Origin of the sequence: Hoeflea sp. EC-HK425 (assembly GCF_902498795.1) — a bacterium.
Classification (GTDB): domain Bacteria; phylum Pseudomonadota; class Alphaproteobacteria; order Rhizobiales; family Rhizobiaceae; genus Hoeflea; species Hoeflea alexandrii.
Genome location: NZ_LR701546.1, coordinates 1 through 21674, shown reverse-complemented (window position 1 = coordinate 21674; position 21674 = coordinate 1). Strand labels below are relative to the sequence as shown.

The window sequence follows — 21674 nt, the reverse complement described above, 5'->3', positions numbered from 1 at the left end:
GACGATGTCGGAAACGCAAAATTCAATCCAATCGGCGACGGGTCGCGCAACACCGGATTTCGGCGCGGACAAGATCGATGGAAAGGCGTTCGCAGCCAATCTGCTGCAACGAATCAAGCAGGATGTCGCGAACCTGCGCGCGACGACTGGCGAAGTCCCGGGGCTTGCGGTGGTGCTAGTTGGAGAAGATCCTGCCAGTGCCGTCTATGTCGCTTCGAAGCGTCGAGAGACGCTCGCAGCCGGCATGAACTCCTTCGAGCATCGACTTTCCGAGGAGACCACGCAGGAGGAGCTTTTGGCATTGATCCATCGGCTCAACGCGGATCCTGCTGTGCATGGCATTCTCGTTCAGCTTCCGCTTCCCGGTCAGCTCAATGCCGACGCGGTGATCGATGCCATCAATCCCGCCAAGGATGTGGATGGGTTTCACGTCGCGAATGCCGGCCGCCTCGCCGTCGGCCAGCAGGCGCTCGTGCCTTGCACGCCGCTGGGATGCGTCATGTTGCTGAAGGATCGCCTCGGTGACCTTTCCGGCTTGCACGCAGTGGTGGTCGGCCGCTCCAACATCGTCGGCAAGCCGATGGCCCAGCTCCTTCTTCAGGAGGACTGCACTGTCACCATCGCGCACCGCCATTCGCGCGATGTCGCGTCGATCACGCGGCTCGCCGACATTCTCGTTGTCGCGGTCGGGCGTCCGGAAATGGTGAAGGGCGATTGGATCAAGCCAGGGGCTACAGTCATCGACGTCGGCATCAACCGGATCAGCCGGGACGGCAAGACCCGACTCGTCGGCGACGTCGATTTTGCCCAGGCAGGCCATGCGAAGGCCATAACGCCGGTTCCCGGCGGTGTCGGTCCGATGACGATCGGTTGCCTGCTCGAAAACACGCTGGAAGCGTTCCGCCGCGCGCAAGCGCCGACGCTCCTCAAATCCATGAAGAAGGTATCCTGATGTCTAATTTCGCACTCCGCGTCGCCTGCACGCCGACGACCCGCGGCGTGGTCGCCGCTATCTCCGGCTTCCTCGCCGATCAGGGCTGCAACATCACTGACAGCGCCCAGTTTGACGATGCCGATACCGGTCGTTTCTTCATGCGCACCAGCTTCCGCTCGGAGGAGGGCCGGACCCTTCAAGATCTGCGGGCGAGCTTTGCTCCGATCGCGGAAAAGTTCGAGATGGAGGCGACGTTCTTCGACGAAGCCACCAAGCGCAAGCTGATGATCATGGTCTCGCGCTTCGGTCACTGCCTCAACGATCTTCTCTACCGCTGGCGGATCGGCGCCCTGCCAGTCGATATCGTCGGCGTGATTTCCAATCACCTCGACTACCAGAAGGTAGTCGTCAACCACGACATTCCGTTCCACTACATCAAGGTGACGAAGGAAAATAAACCGGCTGCCGAAGCCGAGCAGATGCGCATCGTGGAGGACGCCGGCGCGGACCTGATCGTGCTCGCGCGCTACATGCAGGTCCTGTCCAATGAGATGTGCCGGACCTATTCGGGCCGCATCATCAATATCCACCACTCCTTCCTGCCGTCGTTCAAGGGAGCAAACCCCTACAAGCAGGCTTTCGAACGTGGCGTGAAGCTAATCGGCGCCACGTCGCACTATGTCACGGCGGATCTCGACGAAGGGCCGATCATCGAGCAGGACATCGTCCGGATCACCCACGCCCAGAGCCCGGAAGACTATGTGAGCCTCGGTCGCGATGTCGAGGCGCAGGTCCTCTCGCGCGCCATCCACGCGCATATGCACGGCCGCGTGTTCATCAACGGCAACAAGACCGTCGTTTTCCCGGCATCGCCGGGCTCCTACGCCAGCGAGCGGATGGGTTGAGACCCAAAACTCCTCGACGAAGGCACGAAGAAGAAGGTGCGCATCCGGCCTCGCGGCCGGATGAAAGCAACCCACAGTAATGGCTTTGACACTGCCCGAAGGGCGCCAATATCAACCGAAAGGGAACAGCAATGAACAGCTTGAAATCGATTGTCGCCGCACTTGCGGTTGGCGTTGCAGTCGTCGCGTCTGCACCCGCCTATGCCGAAAACTCCCAGACGCTCGAAGCCGTGAAGAAGGCCGGCGCGCTGAAGTGCGGCGCCAACGGCCAGCTCGCCGGGTTCAGCACCGTCGACTCGGCCGGCAAGTGGGCCGGCATGGATGTCGATTTCTGCCGCGCCGTCGCGGCGGCAATCTTCGGCGACGCCAGCAAGGCTGAACTCGTCCCGATGACGTCCCAGCAGCGCTTCCCGGCAATCCAGTCCGGCGAAATCCAGCTTCTCACGCATACGGTGACGGCAACCCTGACCCGCGAAGCGTCGGTCGGCCTGCTGTTCGCAAAGCCGATCTTCTACGACGGCCAGGCCTTCATCGTGAAGAAGTCGCTGGGCGTTGCGAGCGCCAGGGAACTTGACGGCGCGTCCGTCTGCGTCAAACCGGGTACCGTTACCGAACAGAACATCGCGGACTTCGCCCGCGCCAACAAGATCAAGCTCGAACCGGTCGTCATCGAGCAACAGCAGCAGGTCGTCGAGGCGTTCCTCAACGATCGCTGCGTTGCCTTCACAGACGATTCGACCGCGCTTGCTTCCGTTCGCTCGGAGCAGGCCAATCCGGATGACTTCGTCATTCTGCCCGAAGTTCTTTCCAAGGAGCCGCTGAGCCCAGCCGTTCGTGCTGACGATTCGCGCTGGTACATGATCGTCGCATGGGTTCGCGAGGGGCTGGTCGCGGCGGAGGAACTCGGCGTCACACAGGCCAACGTCGACGATATGAAGCAGTCGCAGGATCCGGCGATCCAGCGTCTCCTCGGCACGAGCGGCGATCTCGGCTCGCTTCTCGGTCTTCCCAACGACTGGATGTACAACGCCATCAAGGCCGTCGGCAACTACGGTGAAATCTACGAGCGCAATGTCGGCACGTCCTCGCCCCTGAAACAGGAGCGCGGCATCAACGAGCAGTGGAAGAAGGGCGGCCTGCTCTACGCCAATCCGCTTATCTGATTTGTCGAGGCGAGGGGCCGTGCTGGAAGGGGGCACCTCAGAAAACGGAAAATAAAGCACGCTAAGGCATAGCTGACCTTGCCAGGCCTGCTTCGCCCTGTAGTGACGCGATCAACGGGCAGGAAACATTCCCCTTTCGTGCATGGCAGGCGCACACGAGTTCAGACAGCACGGTTTCCATGCGCGCCAAGTCGGCCATCTTCTCGCGCACGTCCTTGAGCTTGTGTTCGGCCAGGCTGCTGGCCTCCTCGCAGTGGGTGCCATCGTCGAGCCGCAACAGCTCGGCAATCTCGTCCAGACTGAACCCCAGCCGCTGTGCCGATTTCACGAATTTCACCCGAACCACGTCCGCCTCCCCATAGCGGCGGATGCTGCCGTAAGGCTTGTCCGGTTCCCGCAACAGGCCCTTGCGCTGATAGAAGCGGATTGTCTCCACGTTGACCCCGGCCGCCTTGGCAAAAACGCCAATGGTCAGGTTTTCCAAATTATTTTCCATATCGCTTGACTCCGTACATGAGTACGGAAGTAAGGTTACGCTATCCAATCCAAATTCAAAAGGGCCAACGTATGTCTGAACCACAAAACGGGCGCGGTGCGCTCTTCGCCGGCGGGCTGGCCGCCATTCTTGCATCGACCTGCTGCCTGGGGCCGCTAGTACTGGTCGCCCTGGGCTTCTCCGGTGCTTGGATCGGCAACCTGACGGTGCTGGAACCCTATCGACCGTTGTTCATCGGCGCGGCGCTAGTGGCGCTGTTCTTCGCCTGGAAGCGGATTTACCGGCCCGTGCAGGCATGCAAGCCAGGTGAGGTCTGCGCGATTCCGCAGGTGCGCGCCACCTACAAGCTGATTTTCTGGATCGTGGCCGTGCTGGTCCTGGTCGCGCTTGGATTTCCCTATGTCGTTCCATTTTTCTATTAACCAGGAGTTCATCATGAAGAAACTGTTTGCCTCCCTTGCCCTCGCCGCCGCTGTTGCCCCGGTGTGGGCCGCTACCCAGACCGTCACGCTAGCGGTTCCCGGCATGACTTGCGCCGCCTGCCCGATCACAGTCAAGAAAGCGCTCTCCAAGGTCGAAGGCGTGAGCAAGGTCGATGTGGGCTTCGAGAAGCGCGAGGCCGTCGTCACTTTTGACGACACCAAGGCCAGCGTACAGAAGCTGACCAAGGCCACCGCAGACGCCGGCTATCCGTCCAGCGTCAAGCAGTGAGCCAGCAAGCCAACGACAACAGCGAGAGCCGCTTCATGGGACTGATGACACGCATTGCCGATAAAACCGGCGCGCTCGGCAGCGTCGTTTCCGCGATGGGCTGCGCCGCCTGCTTTCCAGCCCTCGCCAGCTTCGGCGCGGCCATCGGGCTGGGCTTCTTGAGCCAGTACGAGGGACTGTTCATCAGCCGCCTGCTGCCGCTGTTTGCCGCGCTGGCCTTCCTGGCGAACGCGCTGGGTTGGTTCAGTCATCGGCAATGGCTGCGCAGTCTGCTCGGCATGATCGGCCCGGCCATCGTGTTTGCGGCCACGGTCTGGCTGCTCGGCAACTGGTGGACGGCGAACCTGATGTACGTCGGCCTGGCCTTGATGATTGGGGTGTCGATCTGGGACTTCGTGTCGCCGGCGCATCGCCGTTGCGGACCGGACGGCTGCGAACTCCCCGCCAAGCGCTTGTGAAAGACGGCTGACCGTGCGACACGGCGGCCCACACGAATAAGGAACGATGGTATGAGCACTCTCAAAATCACCGGCATGACTTGCGACTCGTGCGCAGTGCATGTCAAGGACGCCCTGGAGAAAGTGCCCGGCGTGCAATCAGCGGATGTCTCCTACGCCAAGGGCAGCGCCAAGCTCGCCATTGAGGTCGGCACGTCACCCGACGCGCTGACGGCCGCTGTAGCTGGACTCGGTTATCGGGCCACGCTGGCCGATGCCCCCTCAGTTTCGACGCCGGGCGGATTGCTCGACAAGATGCGCGATCTGCTGGGCAGAAACGACAAGACGGGTAGCAGCGGCGCATTGCATATCGCCGTCATCGGCAGCGGCGGGGCCGCGATGGCAGCGGCGCTGAAGGCCGTCGAGCAAGGCGCACGTGTCACGCTGATCGAGCGCGGCACCATCGGCGGCACCTGCGTCAATGTCGGTTGTGTGCCGTCCAAGATCATGATCCGCGCCGCCCATATCGCCCATCTGCGCCGGGAAAGCCCGTTCGATGGCGGCATCGCCGCTACCACGCCGACCATCCAGCGCACGGCGCTGCTGGCCCAGCAGCAGGCCCGCGTCGATGAACTGCGCCACGCCAAGTACGAAGGCATCTTGGAGGGCAATCCGGCGATCACTGTGCTGCACGGCTCCGCCCGCTTTAAGGACAATCGCAACCTGATCGTGCAACTCAACGACGGCGGCGAGCGCGTGGTGGCATTCGACCGCTGCCTGATCGCCACCGGCGCGAGCCCGGCCGTGCCGCCGATTCCCGGCCTGAAAGACACTCCGTACTGGACTTCCACTGAAGCGCTGGTCAGCGAGACGATTCCTAAGCGCCTGGCCGTGATTGGCTCATCAGTGGTGGCGCTGGAGCTGGCGCAGGCGTTCGCCCGACTCGGAGCGAAGGTGACGATCCTGGCTCGCAGCACGCTGTTCTTCCGCGAAGACCCAGCTATAGGCGAAGCCGTCACGGCCGCATTCCGCATGGAGGGCATCGAGGTGAGGGAACACACCCAGGCCAGCCAGGTCGCGTATATCAATGGTGAAGGGGACGGCGAATTCGTGCTCACCACGGCGCACGGCGAACTGCGCGCCGACAAGCTGCTGGTCGCCACCGGCCGCGCGCCCAACACACGCAAGCTGGCACTGGATGCGACGGGCGTCACGCTCACCCCGCAAGGCGCTATCGTCATCGACCCCGGCATGCGTACAAGCGTGGAACACATCTACGCCGCAGGCGACTGCACCGACCAGCCGCAGTTCGTCTATGTGGCGGCAGCGGCCGGCACTCGCGCCGCGATCAACATGACCGGCGGTGACGCGGCCCTGAACCTGACCGCGATGCCGGCCGTGGTGTTCACCGACCCGCAAGTGGCGACCGTAGGCTACAGCGAGGCGGAAGCGCACCATGACGGCATCAAAACTGATAGTCGCACGCTAACGCTGGACAACGTGCCGCGCGCGCTCGCCAACTTCGACACGCGCGGCTTCATCAAACTGGTGGTTGAAGAAGGCAGCGGACGACTGATCGGCGTGCAGGCAGTGGCCCCGGAAGCGGGCGAACTGATCCAGACGGCCGCACTGGCGATTCGCAACCGGATGACGGTGCAGGAACTGGCCGACCAGTTGTTCCCCTACCTGACGATGGTCGAAGGGTTGAAGCTCGCGGCGCAGACCTTCAACAAGGATGTGAAGCAGCTTTCCTGCTGCGCCGGGTGAGGACAAGGAGGTGTGCGATGAGCGCCTACACGGTATCGCAACTGGCCCATAACGCTGGGGTGAGCGTACATATCGTGCGCGACTACCTGGTGCGCGGCTTGTTACGGCCGGTGGCCTGCACCACGGGCGGCTACGGCGTGTTCGACGATGCGGCCTTGCAACGGCTGTGCTTCGTGCGCGCGGCCTTCGAGGCGGGTATCGGCCTGGATGCCCTGGCGCGGCTGTGCCGTGCGCTCGACGCAGCGGACGGCGCACAAGCCGCAGCGCAGCTTGCCGTGCTGCGCCAGTTGGTCGAGCGGCGGCGCGCGGCGTTGGCCCATCTGGACGCGCAACTGGCCTCCATGCCAGCCGAGCGGGCGCACGAGGAGGCATTGCCGTGAACGCCCCTGACAAACTGCCGCCCGAGACGCGCCAACCCGTTTCCGGCTACCTGTGGGGTGCGCTGGCCGTGTTGACCTGCCCCTGCCATCTGCCGATTCTCGCCGCCGTGCTGGCCGGGACGACCGCCGGTGCCTTCCTTGGCGAGCATTGGGGTGTTGCCGCGCTCGCGCTGACCGGCTTGTTCGTTCTGGCCGTAACGCGGCTGCTGCGCGCCTTCCGGGGCGGATCATGACGAGTTCGCAGCCCGCCGGATGGACGGCGGCCGAGTTGGCGCAGGCGGCGGCGCGCGGACAGCTTGACCTGCATTACCAGCCGCTGGTCGATCTGCGCGATCACCGGATCGCTGGCGCGGAAGCGTTGATGCGCTGGCGGCATCCGAGGCTTGGCCTGTTGCCGCCCGGCCAGTTCCTGCCGCTGGCCGAGTCGTTCGGCCTGATGCCGGAAATAGGCGCGTGGGTGCTGGGCGAGGCCTGTCGCCAGATGCACAAGTGGCAAGGACCGGCATGGCAACCGTTCCGTCTTGCCATCAATGTGTCCGCCAGCCAGGTTGGGCCAACGTTCGACGACGAGGTAAAGCGGGTGCTGGCCGATATGGCCCTGCCCGCCGAGCTTCTGGAGATCGAACTGACCGAATCGGTCGCATTCGGCAATCCAGCCCTGTTCGCCAGTTTCGACGCCTTGCGCGCCATCGGCGTGCGCTTCGCCGCCGACGACTTCGGCACCGGCTATTCCTGCCTGCAACATCTGAAATGCTGCCCCATCACCACATTGAAAATCGACCAATCCTTTGTCGCCAGGCTCCCGGATGATGCCCGTGACCAAACTATCGTGCGGGCGGTGATCCAGCTCGCGCACGGGCTGGGCATGGATGTCATTTTCAGAAGACGACTGCACCAGTTGATTGGGCGTAATGGCTGTTGTGCAGCCAGCTCCTGACAGTTCAATATCAGAAGTGATCTGCACCAATCTCGACTATGCTCAATACTCGTGTGCACCAAAGCGAGGTGAGCATGGCGACGGACACCCCACGGATTCCAGAACAAGGCGTGGCCACTCTGCCTGATGAGGCTTGGGAGCGTGCGCGCCGTCGTGCGGAGATCATCAGTCCGTTGGCGCAGTCGGAGACGGTCGGGCACGAAGCGGCCGATATGGCGGCTCAGGCGCTGGGCTTGTCTCGGCGCCAGGTATACGTTCTGATCCGGCGTGCCCGGCAAGGCAGCGGCCTCGTGACGGATCTGGTGCCCGGCCAGTCCGGTGGAGGTAAAGGTAAGGGGCGCTTGCCGGAACCGGTCGAGCGCGTCATCCACGAGCTACTGCAAAAGCGGTTCCTGACCAAGCAGAAGCGCAGCCTAGCGGCCTTTCACCGCGAAGTCACTCAGGTGTGCAAGGCTCAAAAACTGCGAGTGCCGGCGCGCAATACCGTGGCCTTACGGATCGCTAGCCTTGACCCGCGCAAGGTCATCCGCCGGCGGGAAGGCCAGGATGCCGCTCGTGACCTACAAGGTGTGGGCGGCGAGCCTCCTGCCGTGACCGCGCCGCTGGAGCAGGTGCAGATAGACCATACGGTCATCGACCTGATCGTGGTCGATGACCGCGACCGGCAACCTATTGGCCGCCCGTACCTGACCCTCGCCATCGACGTGTTCACCCGCTGCGTGCTCGGCATGGTCGTCACGCTGGAAGCGCCGTCTGCCGTTTCGGTTGGCCTGTGCCTCGTGCATGTCGCCTGCGACAAGCGCCCTTGGCTGGAAGGACTGAACGTGGAAATGGATTGGCAGATGAGCGGCAAGCCCTTGCTGCTCTACCTAGACAACGCGGCCGAGTTCAAGAGCGAGGCCCTGCGCCGGGGTTGCGAGCAGCATGGCATCCGGCTGGACTATCGCCCGCTGGGACAGCCGCACTATGGCGGCATCGTGGAACGGATCATCGGCACGGCGATGCAGATGATTCACGACGAACTGCCGGGAACGACCTTCTCCAACCCTGACCAGCGCGGCGACTACGATTCCGAAAACAAGGCCGCCCTGACGCTGCGCGAGCTAGAGCGCTGGCTCACATTGGCGGTCGGCACCTACCACGGTTCGGTGCACAACGGCCTGCTCCAACCGCCGGCCGCGCGCTGGGCCGAGGCCGTGGCGCGTGTCGGCGTACCGGCCGTCGTCACACGCGCTACTTCGTTCCTGGTCGATTTTCTGCCGATCCTCCGGCGCACGCTGACCCGCACCGGCTTTGTCATCGACCACATCCACTACTACGCCGATGCGCTCAAGCCGTGGATTGCGCGGCGTGAACGCTGGCCGTCCTTTCTGATCCGGCGCGATCCGCGCGACATCAGCCGTATCTGGGTCCTGGAACCGGAGGGACAGCATTACCTGGAAATTCCCTACCGTACCTTGTCGCATCCGGCTGTCACCCTCTGGGAACAACGGCAGGCGCTGGCGAAACTGCGGCAGCAAGGGCGCGAACAGGTGGATGAGTCGGCGCTGTTCCGCATGATCGGCCAGATGCGTGAGATTGTGACCAGCGCGCAGAAGGCCACACGCAAGGCGCGGCGTGACGCGGATCGCCGCCAGCACCTCAAGACATCAGCTCGGCCGGACAAGCCCGTTCCGCCGGATACGGATATTGCCGACCCGCAGGCAGACAACTTGCCACCCGCCAAACCGTTCGACCAGATTGAGGAGTGGTAGCCGTGGACGAATATCCCATCATCGACCTGTCCCACCTGCTGCCGGCGGCCCAGGGCTTGGCCCGTCTTCCGGCGGACGAGCGCATCCAGCGCCTTCGCGCCGACCGCTGGATCGGCTATCCGCGCGCAGTCGAGGCGCTGAACCGGCTGGAAGCCCTTTATGCGTGGCCAAACAAGCAACGCATGCCCAACCTGCTGCTGGTTGGCCCGACCAACAATGGCAAGTCGATGATCGTCGAGAAGTTCCGCCGCACCCACCCGGCCAGCTCCGACGCCGACCAGGAGCACATCCCGGTGTTGGTCGTGCAGATGCCGTCCGAGCCGTCCGTGATCCGCTTCTACGTCGCGCTGCTCGCCGCGATGGGCGCGCCGCTGCGCCCACGCCCACGGTTGCCGGAAATGGAGCAACTGGCTCTGGCACTGCTGCGCAAGGTCGGCGTGCGCATGCTGGTGATCGACGAGCTGCACAACGTGCTGGCCGGCAACAGCGTCAACCGCCGGGAATTCCTCAACCTGCTGCGCTTCCTCGGCAACGAACTGCGCATCCCGTTGGTTGGGGTAGGCACGCGCGACGCCTACCTAGCCATCCGCTCCGATGACCAGTTGGAAAATCGCTTCGAGCCGATGATGCTGCCGGTATGGGAGGCCAACGACGATTGCTGCTCACTGCTGGCCAGCTTCGCCGCTTCGCTCCCGCTGCGCCGGCCTTCCCCAATTGCCACGCTGGACATGGCTCGCTACCTGCTCACACGCAGCGAGGGCACCATAGGGGAACTGGCGCACTTGCTGATGGCGGCGGCCATCGTCGCCGTGGAGAGCGGCGAGGAAGCGATCAACCATCGCACACTCAGCATGGCCTGTCGACAACCTCTCGCGCAACCAAGACATCGCGGTCGGACTGCAAGTGATCTTGAAGCCACGGGCCCGTCCCACCCCGACATGGACCTCGATGCCCGAACGGACGTTAGATTTCGAGTTCTAGGCGTTCTGCGATGAAGGTTGGATCCCAGCCGGGATTGAAAGTGTCGACGTGGGTGAATCCGAGCCGCTCGTATAGGCCACGCAGGTTCGGGTGGCAGTCGAGCCGCAGCTTGGCGCACCCCTGCGTTCGCGCGGCATGGCGGCAAGCCTCGATCAGCGCGGAGCTGACACCCCGGCCCGCATGTGTCCGTCGCACCGCGAGCTTGTGCAGATATGCGGCCTCCCCCTTGAGGGCGTCGGGCCAGAACTCGGGATCCTCGGCCGACAAGGTGCAACAGCCGACGATGCCGTCGCTGCAACTCGCGACTAGGAGCTCGGATCTCAGGACGAAGGTCTCCGCGAATGTCCGGTCGATCCGCGCGACGTCCCAGGCGGGCGTTCCCTTGGCGGACATCCACGCCGCAGCGTCGTGCATCAGCCGCACAACCTCGTCGATATCACCCGAGCAGGCGACCCGAACGTTCGGAGGCTCCTCGCTGTCCATTCGCTCCCCTGGCGCGGTATGAACCGCCGCCTCATAGTGCAGTTTGATCCTGACGAGCCCAGCATGTCTGCGCCCACCTTCGCGGAACCTGACCAGGGTCCGCTAGCGGGCGGCCGGAAGGTGAATGCTAGGCATGATCTAACCCTCGGTCTCTGGCGTCGCGACTGCGAAATTTCGCGAGGGTTTCCGAGAAGGTGATTGCGCTTCGCAGATCTCCAGGCGCGTGGGTGCGGACGTAGTCAGCGCCATTGCCGATCGCGTGAAGTTCCGCCGCAAGGCTCGCTGGACCCAGATCCTTTACAGGAAGGCCAACGGTGGCGCCCAAGAAGGATTTCCGCGACACCGAGACCAATAGCGGAAGCCCCAACGCCGACTTCAGCTTTTGAAGGTTCGACAGCACGTGCAGCGATGTTTCCGGTGCGGGGCTCAAGAAAAATCCCATCCCCGGATCGAGGATGAGCCGGTCGGCAGCGACCCCGCTCCGTCGCAAGGCGGAAACCCGCGCCTCGAAGAACCGCACAATCTCGTCGAGCGCGTCTTCGGGTCGAAGGTGACCGGTGCGGGTGGCGATGCCATCCCGCTGCGCTGAGTGCATAACCACCAGCCTGCAGTCCGCCTCAGCAATATCGGGATAGAGCGCAGGGTCAGGAAATCCTTGGATATCGTTCAGGTAGCCCACGCCGCGCTTGAGCGCATAGCGCTGGGTTTCCGGTTGGAAGCTGTCGATTGAAACACGGTGCATCTGATCGGACAGGGCGTCTAAGAGCGGCGCAATACGTCTGATCTCATCGGCCGGCGATACAGGCCTCGCGTCCGGATGGCTGGCGGCCGGTCCGACATCCACGACGTCTGATCCGACTCGCAGCATTTCGATCGCCGCGGTGACAGCGCCGGCGGGGTCTAGCCGCCGGCTCTCATCGAAGAAGGAGTCCTCGGTGAGATTCAGAATGCCGAACACCGTCACCATGGCGTCGGCCTCCGCAGCGACTTCCACGATGGGGATCGGGCGAGCAAAAAGGCAGCAATTATGAGCCCCATACCTACAAAGCCCCACGCATCAAGCTTTTGCCCATGAAGCAACCAGGCAATGGCTGTAATTATGACGACGCCGAGTCCCGACCAGACTGCATAAGCAACACCGACAGGGATGGATTTCAGAACCAGAGAAAGAAAATAAAATGCGATGCCATAACCGATTATGACAACGGCGGAAGGGGCAAGCTTAGTAAAGCCCTCGCTAGATTTTAATGCGGATGTTGCGATTACTTCGCCAACTATTGCGATAACAAGAAAAAGCCAGCCTTTCATGATATATCTCCCAATTTGTGTAGGGCTTATTATGCACGCTTAAAAATAATAAAAGCAGACTTGACCTGATAGTTTGGCTGTGAGCAATTATGTGCTTAGTGCATCTAACTTTGTTTTAGGGCGACTGCCCTGCTGCGTAACATCGTTGCTGCTCCATAACATCAAACATCGACCCACGGCGTAACGCGCTTGCTGCTTGGATGCCCGAGGCATAGACTGTACAAAAAAACAGTCATAACAAGCCATGAAAACCGCCACTGCGCCGTTACCACCGCTGCGTTCGGTCAAGGTTCTGGACCAGTTGCGTGAGCGCATACGCTACTTGCATTACAGCTTACGAACCGAACAGGCTTATGTCCACTGGGTTCGTGCCTTCATCCGTTTCCACGGTGTGCGTCACCCGGCAACCTTGGGCAGCAGCGAAGTCGAGGCATTTCTGTCCTGGCTGGCGAACGAGCGCAAGGTTTCGGTCTCCACGCATCGTCAGGCATTGGCGGCCTTGCTGTTCTTCTACGGCAAGGTGCTGTGCACGGATCTGCCCTGGCTTCAGGAGATCGGAAGACCTCGGCCGTCGCGGCGCTTGCCGGTGGTGCTGACCCCGGATGAAGTGGTTCGCATCCTCGGTTTTCTGGAAGGCGAGCATCGTTTGTTCGCCCAGCTTCTGTATGGAACGGGCATGCGGATCAGTGAGGGTTTGCAACTGCGGGTCAAGGATCTGGATTTCGATCACGGCACGATCATCGTGCGGGAGGGCAAGGGCTCCAAGGATCGGGCCTTGATGTTACCCGAGAGCTTGGCACCCAGCCTGCGCGAGCAGCTGTCGCGTGCACGGGCATGGTGGCTGAAGGACCAGGCCGAGGGCCGCAGCGGCGTTGCGCTTCCCGACGCCCTTGAGCGGAAGTATCCGCGCGCCGGGCATTCCTGGCCGTGGTTCTGGGTTTTTGCGCAGCACACGCATTCGACCGATCCACGGAGCGGTGTCGTGCGTCGCCATCACATGTATGACCAGACCTTTCAGCGCGCCTTCAAACGTGCCGTAGAACAAGCAGGCATCACGAAGCCCGCCACACCGCACACCCTCCGCCACTCGTTCGCGACGGCCTTGCTCCGCAGCGGTTACGACATTCGAACCGTGCAGGATCTGCTCGGCCATTCCGACGTCTCTACGACGATGATTTACACGCATGTGCTGAAAGTTGGCGGTGCCGGAGTGCGCTCACCGCTTGATGCGCTGCCGCCCCTCACTAGTGAGAGGTAGGGCAGCGCAAGTCAATCCTGGCGGATTCACTACCCCTGCGCGAAGGCCATCGGTGCCGCATCGAACGGCCGGTTGCGGAAAGTCCTCCCTGCGTCCGCTGATGGCCGGCAGCAGCCCGTCGTTGCCTGATGGATCCAACCCCTCCGCTGCTATAGTGCAGTCGGCTTCTGACGTTCAGTGCAGCCGTCTTCTGAAAACGACAATGGAGGTGGTAGCCGAGGGTGTGGAAACACCCGACTGCCTTGCGTGGTTGCGGCAGGCGGGTTGCGACACGGTGCAGGGTTTCCTGTTCGCCAGGCCGATGCCGGCGGCGGCCTTCGTCGGCTTCGTCAACCAATGGAGGAACACCACCATGAACGCCAATGAACCGAGCACCAGTTGCTGCGTGTGCTGCAAGGAAATCCCGCTCGATGCCGCCTTCACGCCGGAAGGGGCCGAGTACGTGGAGCATTTCTGCGGGCTGGAGTGCTATCAGCGCTTCCAGGCGCGGGCCAGCACTGCGACCGAAACCAGCGTCAAACCGGACGCTTGTGATTCGCCGCCGTCAGGTTGAGGCATACCCTAACCTGATGTCAGATGCCATGTGTAAATTGCGTCAGGATAGGATTGAATTTTGAATTTATTGACATATCTCGTTGAAGGTCATAGAGTCTTCCCTGACATTTTGCAGGGAATTCCATGACTGGACAGCGCATTGGGTATATCAGGGTCAGCACCTTCGACCAGAACCCGGAACGGCAACTGGAAGGCGTCAAGGTTGATCGCGCTTTTAGCGACAAGGCATCCGGCAAGGATGTCAAGCGTCCGCAACTGGAAGCGCTGATAAGCTTCGCCCGCACCGGCGACACCGTGGTGGTGCATAGCATGGATCGCCTGGCGCGCAATCTCGATGATTTGCGCCGGATCGTGCAAACGCTGACACAACGCGGCGTGCATATCGAATTCGTCAAGGAACACCTCAGTTTTACTGGCGAAGACTCTCCGATGGCGAACCTGATGCTCTCGGTGATGGGCGCGTTCGCCGAGTTCGAGCGCGCCCTGATCCGCGAGCGTCAGCGCGAGGGTATTGCGCTCGCCAAGCAACGCGGGGCTTACCGTGGCAGGAAGAAATCCCTGTCGTCTGAGCGTATTGCCGAACTGCGCCAACGTGTCGAGGCTGGCGAGCAAAAGACCAAGCTTGCTCGTGAATTCGGAATCAGTCGCGAAACCCTGTATCAATACTTGAGAACGGATCAGTAAATATGCCACGTCGTTCCATCCTGTCCGCCGCCGAGCGGGAAAGCCTGCTGGCGTTGCCGGACTCCAAGGACGACCTGATCCGACATTACACATTCAACGATACCGACCTCTCGATCATCCGACAGCGGCGCGGGCCAGCCAATCGGCTGGGCTTCGCGGTGCAGCTCTGTTACCTGCGCTTTCCCGGCGTCATCCTGGGCGTCGATGAACTACCGTTCCCGCCCTTGTTGAAGCTGGTCGCCGACCAGCTCAAGGTCGGCGTCGAAAGCTGGAACGAGTACGGCCAGCGGGAGCAGACCCGGCGCGAGCACCTGAGCGAGCTGCAAACCGTGTTCGGTTTCCGGCCCTTCACCATGAGCCATTACCGGCAGGCCGTCCAGATGCTGACCGAGCTGGCGATGCAAACCGACAAAGGCATCGTGCTGGCCAGCGCCTTGATCGGGCACCTGCGGCGGCAGTCGGTCATTCTGCCCGCCCTCAACGCCGTCGAGCGGGCGAGTGCCGAGGCGATCACCCGTGCTAACCGGCGCATCTACGACGCCTTGGCCGAACCACTGGCGGACGCGCATCGCCGCCGCCTCGACGATCTGCTCAAGCGCCGGGACAACGGCAAGACGACCTGGTTGGCTTGGTTGCGCCAGTCTCCGGCCAAGCCAAATTCGCGGCATATGCTGGAACACATCGAACGCCTCAAGGCATGGCAGGCACTCGATCTGCCTACCGGCATCGAGCGGCTGGTTCACCAGAACCGCCTGCTCAAGATTGCCCGCGAGGGCGGCCAGATGACACCCGCCGACCTGGCCAAATTCGAGCCGCAACGGCGCTACGCCACTCTCGTGGCGCTGGCCACCGAGGGCATGGCCACCGTCACCGACGAAATCATCGACCTGCACGACCGCATCCTGGGTAAGCTGTTTAACGCTGCCAAGAATAAGCATCAGCAGCAGTTCCAGGCGTCAGGCAAGGCCATCAACGCCAAGGTACGTCTGTACGGGCGCATCGGTCAGGCGCTGATCGACGCCAAGCAATCAGGCCGCGATGCGTTTGCCGCCATCGAGGCCGTCATGTCCTGGGATTCCTTTGCCGAGAGCGTCACCGAGGCGCAGAAGCTCGCGCAACCCGATGACTTCGATTTCCTGCATCGCATCGGCGAGAGCTACGCCACCCTGCGCCGCTATGCACCGGAATTCCTTGCCGTGCTCAAGCTGCGGGCCGCGCCCGCCGCCAAAAACGTGCTTGATGCCATTGAGGTGCTGCGCGGCATGAACACCGACAACGCCCGCAAGCTGCCAGCCGATGCACCGACCGGCTTCATCAAGCCGCGCTGGCAGAAACTGGTGATGACCGACGCCGGCATCGACCGGCGCTACTACGAACTGTGCGCGCTGTCCGAGTTGAAGAACTCCCTGCGCTCGGGCGACATCTGGGTGCAGGGTTCACGCCAGTTCAAGGACTTCGAGGACTACCTGGTACCGCCCGAGAAGTTCACCAGCCTCAAGCAGTCCAGCGAATTGCCGCTGGCCGTGGCCACCGACTGCGAACAATATCTGCATGAGCGGCTGACGCTGCTGGAAGCACAACTTGCCACCGTCAACCGCATGGCGGCAGCCAACGACCTGCCGGATGCCATCATCACCGAGTCGGGCTTGAAGATCACGCCGCTGGATGCGGCGGTGCCCGACACCGCGCAGGCGCTGATAGACCAGACAGCCATGGTCCTGCCGCACGTCAAGATCACCGAACTGCTGCTCGAAGTCGATGAGTGGACGGGCTTCACCCGGCACTTCACGCACTTGAAATCGGGCGATCTGGCCAAGGACAAGAACCTGTTGTTGACCACGATCCTGGCCGACGCGATCAACCTGGGCCTGACCAAGATGGCCGAGTCCTGCCCCGGCACGACCTACGCGAAGCTCGCTTGGCTGCAAGCCTGGCATACCCGCGACGAAACGTACTCGACAGCGTTGGCTGAACTGGTCAACGCTCAGTTTCGGCATCCCTTTGCCGGGCACTGGGGCGATGGCACCACATCATCATCGGACGGACAGAATTTCCGAACCGCTAGCAAGGCAAAGAGCACGGGGCACATCAACCCAAAATATGGCAGCAGCCCAGGACGGACTTTCTACACCCACATCTCCGACCAATACGCGCCATTCCACACCAAGGTGGTCAATGTCGGCCTGCGCGACTCAACCTACGTGCTCGACGGCCTGCTGTACCACGAATCCGACCTGCGGATCGAGGAGCACTACACCGACACGGCGGGCTTCACCGATCACGTCTTCGCCCTGATGCACCTCTTGGGCTTCCGCTTCGCGCCGCGCATCCGCGACCTGGGCGACACCAAGCTCTACATCCCGAAGGGCGATGCCGCCTATGACGCGCTCAAGCCGATGATCGGCGGCACGCTCAACATCAAGCACGTCCGCGCCCATTGGGACGAAATCCTGCGGCTGGCCACCTCGATCAAGCAGGGCACGGTGACGGCCTCGCTGATGCTCAGGAAACTCGGCAGCTACCCGCGCCAGAACGGCTTGGCCGTCGCGCTGCGCGAGTTGGGCCGCATCGAGCGCACGCTGTTCATCCTCGACTGGCTGCAAAGCGTCGAGCTACGCCGCCGCGTGCATGCCGGGCTGAACAAGGGCGAGGCGCGCAATGCGCTGGCCCGTGCCGTGTTCTTCAACCGCCTTGGTGAAATCCGTGACCGCAGTTTCGAGCAGCAGCGCTACCGGGCCAGCGGCCTCAACCTGGTGACGGCGGCCATCGTGCTGTGGAACACGGTCTACCTGGAGCGTGCGGCGCATGCGTTGCGCGGCAATGGTCATGCCGTCGATGACTCGCTATTGCAGTACCTGTCGCCACTCGGCTGGGAGCACATCAACCTGACCGGTGATTACCTATGGCGCAGCAGCGCCAAGATCGGCGCGGGGAAGTTCAGGCCGCTACGGCCTCTGCAACCGGCTTAGCGTGCTTTATTTTCCGTTTTCTGAGACGACCCCTGGAACATTGGTCCCTCGCCACCGACCGAACATCGACGGGCGCAAGATCGAAGACATGGATCCGACCGGGTGCGAGAACACCGACGGCCATGCATGTCGCACCCAATGTCAGGTAAGGGCTGAATTCCATGGCTATGCACGAAATGCAAAACCCGCCCGTTGTGGCGATTTCCGAGACTGGGAGCCTATGGTGGAACCGCCGGTTTCGCGCATGGATTCCGCAAGCTCTCCTGATCTTGCTGGTTGGCGCGGCGGTCTGGTTCTTCGCCTACAACGCATCCCTCAATATCGGCCGGCAGAAACTGAGCTTCGGTCTCGACTTCCTGTCGCGCGAGGCAGGGTTTGGCATCGGCGAAACCTTCATCGAATATAGCTCCCAGTCGAGCTTCGCCCGCGCCTTTCTCACAGGGCTGGTCAATACGATCGTCGTGTCAGCCCATGCTCTTGTTCTTGCTACGGTGATCGGGTTCGCTGTCGGTATCGGCTCGCTCTCGACGAACCAGGCGCTGCGGCGCGTCTGCCTGACCTACGTCGCACTTTTCCGTAACGTGCCGCTTCTTCTGCAGCTCTATCTTTGGTACTCGATCGCAACCGGGCTCCTGCCAACGCCAGCGGAAGCATGGGGCGCCTTCGGCGTCCAGATCAGCCGCGTCGGCATATTCCTGCCGATGTTGCACCTCCAGCCGACGGCGCTTTCGACTGTTGCGGGCTTGGTGGCGGCGATAGCGGTCGGCCTCGCGGTCTGGCGCTACGTCTTCGACAGAAGGGCGGGTGTTGTTGCTTTCCTGGCAATTCTTGCTGCCGCCCTGCTGGCCGGCACGATCGCGCTGGTCGTAGCAGGCGGTGCGTCCTTCGAGCTTTCGGTCTGGCAGAAGTTCCGCTTCAATGGCGGCATCAAGTTCTCGCCGGAGTTCTCGGCGCTCCTCGTGGGACTTTCGATTTACTCCGGCAGCTTCATCGCCGAGATCGTGCGCACGGGTATTCTTGCCGTCAAGAAAGGGCAGAAGGAGGCGGCGCAGGCCCTCGGTCTCTCGCCCGGACAGACGATGCGCTACATCGTCATCCCCCAGGCTTCGCGCGTGATCATCCCGCCGCTGACAAGCCAATACCTCAACCTTGTCAAGAACAGCTCGCTCGGCGTGGCGATTGGCTATCCGGATCTGGTCTCGATCGGCAACACCACGCTCAATATCACCGGCCGCGCCATCGAGTGCGTCGCCATCATGATGGCGGTGTATCTCTCGATGAGTCTGGCGATCTCCGCCGCGATGAATGTCTACAACAAAAAGATGGCGCTACGGACACGATGAGGTTGATGATGGCTATGAAACAGCAAACTTCCTGGCGTAGTCGCCTGATCAGCGTAGCGGTGATCGCGGTCCTTGCGGTCGTCCTCTTTCCCCTGTTCCGTTGGGCGGTCCTCGAGGCGGTCTGGGGCGCGAAGCCGGCCGATGCTTGCGATGGCGTCGGCGCGTGCTGGCCGGTCATCGCGGAAAAGGCCACCTTGATCATCTTCGGGCGCTATCCGGCTTCGGAACTCTGGCGGCCTGCTTTGGCCTCCGCCCTGCTGCTAGGAACGACTGTTGCCACTGCCTTGCCGCGTTTTTGGGGTAAAGGGTTGCTTGCCGCCTGGATCTATTCCCCGATCCTGTTCTTCGTTTTGATGGGCGGCGGGGTCGCGGGGCTATCTCCCGTGCCTTGGACGCAATGGGGCGGATTGCCGATCACCATCATGCTCTCCGTCTTCGGTATCGGATTTGCGTTCCCGATTGGCATCCTGCTTGCCTGTGCAAGGCTGTCGTCGAAGCCGATCGTCCGCTGGTTCGCGACCGCCTACATCGAGGTTGTCCGCGGTGTGCCGCTGATCACGATCCTGTTCATGGCGACGTTCATTCTTCCGCTGCTGCTGCCCGCAAGCTGGAACATCAACGCCATGATCCGCGCCCAGGTCGCCATCATCCTGTTCACGGCAGCCTATCTGGCCGAGGTCGTCCGCGCCGGTTTGCAGACCGTTCCGAAGGGGCAGTTCGAAGCGTGCGAAGCGCTCGGCATCTCGCGGTTCGAGGCCTACACCCGGATCGTACTTCCGCAGGCGCTGACGACGGTGATCGCTCCGACGATCAACACCTTCATCAGCGTGCTCAAGGACACCTCGCTCGTCGCGATCGTTTCCATCAGCGAGCTTCTTATGACGGCCCGGCAGGCTCTGGCCGACCCGCTTTGGCGGACGCATTTCATCGAGGTCTACGTGTTCATCGCGGTGATCTACTTCGTCTTCTGCTTCGCCATGGGCAAATGGAGCAAGAGGCTGGAGCACGCCTACATCTTCTCAAAAGGTCGAGAGTAGCCCTTTCAAACCGAGATTCAGCATTCCTACGGGGAAATTGCCATGCAAAATACAGCAATCGAATTAAAGAATATCGACAAGTTCTACAGCGATTTCCACGTCTTGAAGGATGTCAGCCTGACGGTTGGGCTTGGCGAAAAGCTGGTCGTCTGTGGTCCTTCCGGCTCCGGCAAGTCAACGATGATCCGATGCATCAACCATCTGGAATCCCATCAGGCAGGATCCATCAACGTCCTCGGGGTGGAACTGAACGACGACGTTCGCAACATCGCGGAAATCCGTAAATCGGTCGGCATGGTGTTCCAGCAGTTCAATCTGTTCCCTCATCTGACGGTGCTGGAAAACTGCACGCTGGCGCAAAGGCTGGTGAGTGGTCGCAGGCAGGACGAAGCGGAGAGTGTCGCGATGGAACTCCTGCGGCGCGTCCGCATCGCCGATCAGGCAAAGAAATATCCCGGGCAACTTTCTGGCGGCCAGCAGCAGCGCGTAGCAATCGCTCGCAGCCTGTCAATGCGCCCGAAGATCATGTTGTTCGATGAACCTACCTCGGCGCTCGATCCGGAAATGGTCAAAGAGGTACTTGATGTTATGGGGGAGTTGGCCACCGACGGAATGACCATGGTGTGCGTGACGCACGAGATGGGCTTTGCTCGATCCGTCGCCGACCGTGTGATTTTTATGGATCATGGCACGATCGTCGAGCAGAACACGCCGGAGCAGTTCTTTGACGATCCCAAAGAGCCGCGGCTGCGGGAGTTCCTGTCCCAAGTGCTTCATTGAGACAGTCGGCCGTGCCGCATTGCACCACGTTTCAGGAGCCGGCCGTTTTTGCAAAGGTCGCGCAATGGAGCGAACCCCATGCTCTGGACGCCTTAGATCTTTGGCGTTCTAGGACGGGAGCGGAAGGCAGACTGGTGGAATGGTAGTTGAAGGGAATGAACATGAGCAAACTTCTGCAGGGGCAAACGGTTCTGGTCACTGGTGCCTCTGGCGGAATAGGGTCGGCTATCGTGGAACGCCTTGCCGCCGAGGGTGCGCGACCGATAATACACTATTGCAGGCACGAGACTGCGGCGAAATCGCTGTTGTCTCGTGTTGGCGGCGATGGCCTGATTGTGCAGGCTGACCTTTCCGAACCCGACGGCCCGTTGGCACTATGGAGAAAATCGGTCGATTTCGCAGGCAGGGTTCACGGCCTCGTTAACAATGCGGGAGTCCGCACCGATATCTCGGTTGAAGCAATTCCGGAAAACTGGAGAGGCGCATGGCACCGGGAATTTCAAATTAATCTCTTCGCGGCTGCCGATCTTTGCAAGGAGGCGATTAATCATTTCAAAACAGAAGGCGGAGGTCGCATCGTTAACATAGCAAGTCGGGCGGGACAACGAGGCTCGGCCGCTGAGGCGCTACCCTATGGTGCTGCCAAAGCGGCGCTGATTAATCTCAGAGTCGGTCCGGAAAGTTATTCAGTTTGAACAGAGCCTTCTCAGCATGAGGCGAATGGATGCCAATTTGAGGAAGGCGAGTGCGTTGCGTGACATGTTTTCGAAGTCCTTGGCCAGCCTGCGGCAA

At 61.8% G+C, this 21674-nt stretch carries 22 protein-coding genes and 3 pseudogenes; 20 read left to right on the top strand and 5 right to left on the bottom strand.

All coding sequences use genetic code 11. From position 1 onward, the window contains the following. The first annotated feature begins 4 nt into the window (after window positions 1–4). The 3 genes from folD (at window position 5) to SPHINGO391_RS00125 (ending at window position 3002) form a co-directional block, all read left to right on the top strand. On the top strand, window positions 5–952 hold the full coding sequence (folD, locus tag SPHINGO391_RS00135; protein WP_152007049.1) for a bifunctional methylenetetrahydrofolate dehydrogenase/methenyltetrahydrofolate cyclohydrolase FolD: 948 nt from the start codon (window positions 5–7) through the stop codon (window positions 950–952). Continuing rightward, window positions 952–1839, top strand: coding sequence for a formyltetrahydrofolate deformylase (purU, locus tag SPHINGO391_RS00130; protein ID WP_152007048.1), 888 nt, complete (start codon window positions 952–954; stop codon window positions 1837–1839). The genes folD and purU overlap by 1 nt, the downstream gene beginning before the upstream one ends. 131 nt (window positions 1840–1970) lie before the next feature. After that, window positions 1971–3002, top strand: coding sequence for an amino acid ABC transporter substrate-binding protein (locus SPHINGO391_RS00125; RefSeq protein ID WP_152007047.1), 1032 nt, complete (start codon window positions 1971–1973; stop codon window positions 3000–3002). A gap of 61 nt (window positions 3003–3063) precedes the next feature. On the opposite strand, the gene merR is transcribed toward SPHINGO391_RS00125, so the two are convergent. Continuing rightward, window positions 3064–3498 (bottom strand): Hg(II)-responsive transcriptional regulator, encoded by a 435-nt coding sequence (merR, locus tag SPHINGO391_RS00120; RefSeq protein ID WP_000429836.1) that lies wholly within the window; start codon window positions 3496–3498, stop codon window positions 3064–3066. Window positions 3499–3569: 71 nt separating this feature from the next. Here merR and SPHINGO391_RS00115 point away from each other — a divergent pair, with 71 nt between their 5' ends. The 9 genes and pseudogenes from SPHINGO391_RS00115 (at window position 3570) to SPHINGO391_RS00075 (ending at window position 10479) form a co-directional block, all read left to right on the top strand. After that, on the top strand, window positions 3570–3920 hold the full coding sequence (locus SPHINGO391_RS00115) for a mercuric transport protein MerT (protein WP_001294663.1): 351 nt from the start codon (window positions 3570–3572) through the stop codon (window positions 3918–3920). Window positions 3921–3933: 13 nt separating this feature from the next. Next, window positions 3934–4209: a mercury resistance system periplasmic binding protein MerP gene (gene merP, locus SPHINGO391_RS00110; RefSeq protein ID WP_000732292.1), complete on the top strand. Its 276-nt coding sequence runs from the start codon at window positions 3934–3936 to the stop codon at window positions 4207–4209. A 35-nt stretch (window positions 4210–4244) separates the two neighbouring features. Beyond that, complete coding sequence (gene merC, locus SPHINGO391_RS00105) at window positions 4245–4667, top strand: organomercurial transporter MerC (protein ID WP_001340589.1); 423 nt, start codon at window positions 4245–4247, stop codon at window positions 4665–4667. A gap of 51 nt (window positions 4668–4718) precedes the next feature. Next, window positions 4719–6413: a mercury(II) reductase gene (gene merA, locus SPHINGO391_RS00100; protein ID WP_000105636.1), complete on the top strand. Its 1695-nt coding sequence runs from the start codon at window positions 4719–4721 to the stop codon at window positions 6411–6413. Between the two features lie 17 nt (window positions 6414–6430). Beyond that, window positions 6431–6793 carry a mercury resistance co-regulator MerD gene (merD, locus tag SPHINGO391_RS00095; protein WP_001277456.1) on the top strand — a complete coding sequence of 121 codons (363 nt, stop codon included), beginning with the start codon at window positions 6431–6433 and terminating at the stop codon, window positions 6791–6793. Then, entirely contained in the window at window positions 6790–7026 is a 237-nt protein-coding gene (merE, locus tag SPHINGO391_RS00090) for a broad-spectrum mercury transporter MerE (RefSeq protein ID WP_000993386.1), read from the top strand. The genes merD and merE overlap by 4 nt, the downstream gene beginning before the upstream one ends. Further along, a pseudogene (locus tag SPHINGO391_RS00085) lies at window positions 7023–7670 on the top strand (EAL domain-containing protein); the annotation flags it as partial. The gene merE and the pseudogene SPHINGO391_RS00085, both read left to right, overlap by 4 nt. Window positions 7671–7804: 134 nt before the next feature. Further along, the gene (locus tag SPHINGO391_RS00080) at window positions 7805–9484 is read left to right on the top strand and encodes a Mu transposase C-terminal domain-containing protein (protein ID WP_000179844.1); all 1680 of its coding nucleotides are present in this window, start codon (window positions 7805–7807) and stop codon (window positions 9482–9484) included. A 2-nt stretch (window positions 9485–9486) separates the two neighbouring features. Further along, window positions 9487–10479: a TniB family NTP-binding protein gene (locus tag SPHINGO391_RS00075; protein WP_001381192.1), complete on the top strand. Its 993-nt coding sequence runs from the start codon at window positions 9487–9489 to the stop codon at window positions 10477–10479. Here SPHINGO391_RS00075 and SPHINGO391_RS00070 read toward each other — a convergent pair. The 3 genes from SPHINGO391_RS00070 to SPHINGO391_RS00060 form a co-directional block, all read right to left on the bottom strand. Further along, window positions 10448–10948 carry a GNAT family N-acetyltransferase gene (locus tag SPHINGO391_RS00070; RefSeq protein ID WP_000376623.1) on the bottom strand — a complete coding sequence of 167 codons (501 nt, stop codon included), beginning with the start codon at window positions 10946–10948 and terminating at the stop codon, window positions 10448–10450. The genes SPHINGO391_RS00075 and SPHINGO391_RS00070 overlap by 32 nt on opposite strands. 127 nt (window positions 10949–11075) lie before the next feature. After that, entirely contained in the window at window positions 11076–11915 is an 840-nt protein-coding gene (gene sul1, locus SPHINGO391_RS00065; protein ID WP_000259031.1) for a sulfonamide-resistant dihydropteroate synthase Sul1, read from the bottom strand. Further along, complete coding sequence (locus SPHINGO391_RS00060) at window positions 11909–12256, bottom strand: quaternary ammonium compound efflux SMR transporter QacE delta 1 (RefSeq protein WP_000679427.1); 348 nt, start codon at window positions 12254–12256, stop codon at window positions 11909–11911. The genes sul1 and SPHINGO391_RS00060 overlap by 7 nt, the downstream gene beginning before the upstream one ends. Before the next feature lie 244 nt (window positions 12257–12500). On the opposite strand from SPHINGO391_RS00060, the gene intI1 reads away from it, so the two are divergent. The 8 genes and pseudogenes from intI1 to SPHINGO391_RS00020 form a co-directional block, all read left to right on the top strand. After that, window positions 12501–13514 (top strand): class 1 integron integrase IntI1, encoded by a 1014-nt coding sequence (gene intI1, locus SPHINGO391_RS00055; RefSeq protein WP_000845048.1) that lies wholly within the window; start codon window positions 12501–12503, stop codon window positions 13512–13514. Between the two features lie 352 nt (window positions 13515–13866). Next, on the top strand, window positions 13867–14067 hold the full coding sequence (locus SPHINGO391_RS25140) for a DUF3330 domain-containing protein (RefSeq protein ID WP_000993264.1): 201 nt from the start codon (window positions 13867–13869) through the stop codon (window positions 14065–14067). A gap of 125 nt (window positions 14068–14192) precedes the next feature. Further along, window positions 14193–14753, top strand: a complete 561-nt coding sequence (locus SPHINGO391_RS00045) for a recombinase family protein (RefSeq protein WP_000147567.1) — start codon at window positions 14193–14195, stop codon at window positions 14751–14753. A 2-nt stretch (window positions 14754–14755) separates the two neighbouring features. Further along, window positions 14756–17722: a Tn3-like element TnAs3 family transposase gene (locus SPHINGO391_RS00040; protein WP_001138064.1), complete on the top strand. Its 2967-nt coding sequence runs from the start codon at window positions 14756–14758 to the stop codon at window positions 17720–17722. Between the two features lie 161 nt (window positions 17723–17883). Next, a complete protein-coding gene (locus SPHINGO391_RS00035; RefSeq protein WP_152007046.1) occupies window positions 17884–19065 on the top strand; it encodes an ABC transporter permease subunit in 1182 nt (393 codons plus the stop codon). 14 nt (window positions 19066–19079) lie between these two features. Then, window positions 19080–20102, top strand: a complete 1023-nt coding sequence (locus SPHINGO391_RS00030; RefSeq protein ID WP_193217126.1) for an amino acid ABC transporter permease — start codon at window positions 19080–19082, stop codon at window positions 20100–20102. A 42-nt stretch (window positions 20103–20144) separates the two neighbouring features. Next, a complete protein-coding gene (locus tag SPHINGO391_RS00025) occupies window positions 20145–20882 on the top strand; it encodes an amino acid ABC transporter ATP-binding protein (protein ID WP_152007044.1) in 738 nt (245 codons plus the stop codon). Window positions 20883–21037: 155 nt separating this feature from the next. Continuing rightward, window positions 21038–21547: pseudogene (locus SPHINGO391_RS00020) on the top strand (SDR family NAD(P)-dependent oxidoreductase); the annotation flags it as partial. A 21-nt stretch (window positions 21548–21568) separates the two neighbouring features. Here SPHINGO391_RS00020 and SPHINGO391_RS00015 read toward each other — a convergent pair. Further along, a pseudogene (locus SPHINGO391_RS00015) lies at window positions 21569–21674 on the bottom strand (IS5/IS1182 family transposase); the annotation flags it as partial.

Excerpts from the sequence above, each read along its gene's own strand:
- merR (WP_000429836.1), bottom strand. The coding sequence starts at position 3,498 with ATGGAAAATAATTTGGAAAACCTGACCATTGGCGTTTTTGCCAAGGCG.
- SPHINGO391_RS00060 (WP_000679427.1), bottom strand. The coding sequence starts at position 12,256 with ATGAAAGGCTGGCTTTTTCTTGTTATCGCAATAGTTGGCGAAGTAATC.
- SPHINGO391_RS00040 (WP_001138064.1), top strand. The coding sequence starts at position 14,756 with ATGCCACGTCGTTCCATCCTGTCCGCCGCCGAGCGGGAAAGCCTGCTG.
- sul1 (WP_000259031.1), bottom strand. The coding sequence starts at position 11,915 with ATGGTGACGGTGTTCGGCATTCTGAATCTCACCGAGGACTCCTTCTTC.
- merD (WP_001277456.1), top strand. The coding sequence starts at position 6,431 with ATGAGCGCCTACACGGTATCGCAACTGGCCCATAACGCTGGGGTGAGC.
- folD (WP_152007049.1), top strand. The coding sequence starts at position 5 with ATGTCGGAAACGCAAAATTCAATCCAATCGGCGACGGGTCGCGCAACA.
- purU (WP_152007048.1), top strand. The coding sequence starts at position 952 with ATGTCTAATTTCGCACTCCGCGTCGCCTGCACGCCGACGACCCGCGGC.
- SPHINGO391_RS00030 (WP_193217126.1), top strand. The coding sequence starts at position 19,080 with ATGAAACAGCAAACTTCCTGGCGTAGTCGCCTGATCAGCGTAGCGGTG.
- SPHINGO391_RS00025 (WP_152007044.1), top strand. The coding sequence starts at position 20,145 with ATGCAAAATACAGCAATCGAATTAAAGAATATCGACAAGTTCTACAGC.
- SPHINGO391_RS00125 (WP_152007047.1), top strand. The coding sequence starts at position 1,971 with ATGAACAGCTTGAAATCGATTGTCGCCGCACTTGCGGTTGGCGTTGCA.
- merP (WP_000732292.1), top strand. The coding sequence starts at position 3,934 with ATGAAGAAACTGTTTGCCTCCCTTGCCCTCGCCGCCGCTGTTGCCCCG.
- SPHINGO391_RS00035 (WP_152007046.1), top strand. The coding sequence starts at position 17,884 with ATGGCTATGCACGAAATGCAAAACCCGCCCGTTGTGGCGATTTCCGAG.
- SPHINGO391_RS25140 (WP_000993264.1), top strand. The coding sequence starts at position 13,867 with ATGAACGCCAATGAACCGAGCACCAGTTGCTGCGTGTGCTGCAAGGAA.
- SPHINGO391_RS00115 (WP_001294663.1), top strand. The coding sequence starts at position 3,570 with ATGTCTGAACCACAAAACGGGCGCGGTGCGCTCTTCGCCGGCGGGCTG.
- merC (WP_001340589.1), top strand. The coding sequence starts at position 4,245 with ATGGGACTGATGACACGCATTGCCGATAAAACCGGCGCGCTCGGCAGC.
- intI1 (WP_000845048.1), top strand. The coding sequence starts at position 12,501 with ATGAAAACCGCCACTGCGCCGTTACCACCGCTGCGTTCGGTCAAGGTT.
- SPHINGO391_RS00070 (WP_000376623.1), bottom strand. The coding sequence starts at position 10,948 with ATGGACAGCGAGGAGCCTCCGAACGTTCGGGTCGCCTGCTCGGGTGAT.
- merA (WP_000105636.1), top strand. The coding sequence starts at position 4,719 with ATGAGCACTCTCAAAATCACCGGCATGACTTGCGACTCGTGCGCAGTG.
- SPHINGO391_RS00045 (WP_000147567.1), top strand. The coding sequence starts at position 14,193 with ATGACTGGACAGCGCATTGGGTATATCAGGGTCAGCACCTTCGACCAG.
- SPHINGO391_RS00080 (WP_000179844.1), top strand. The coding sequence starts at position 7,805 with ATGGCGACGGACACCCCACGGATTCCAGAACAAGGCGTGGCCACTCTG.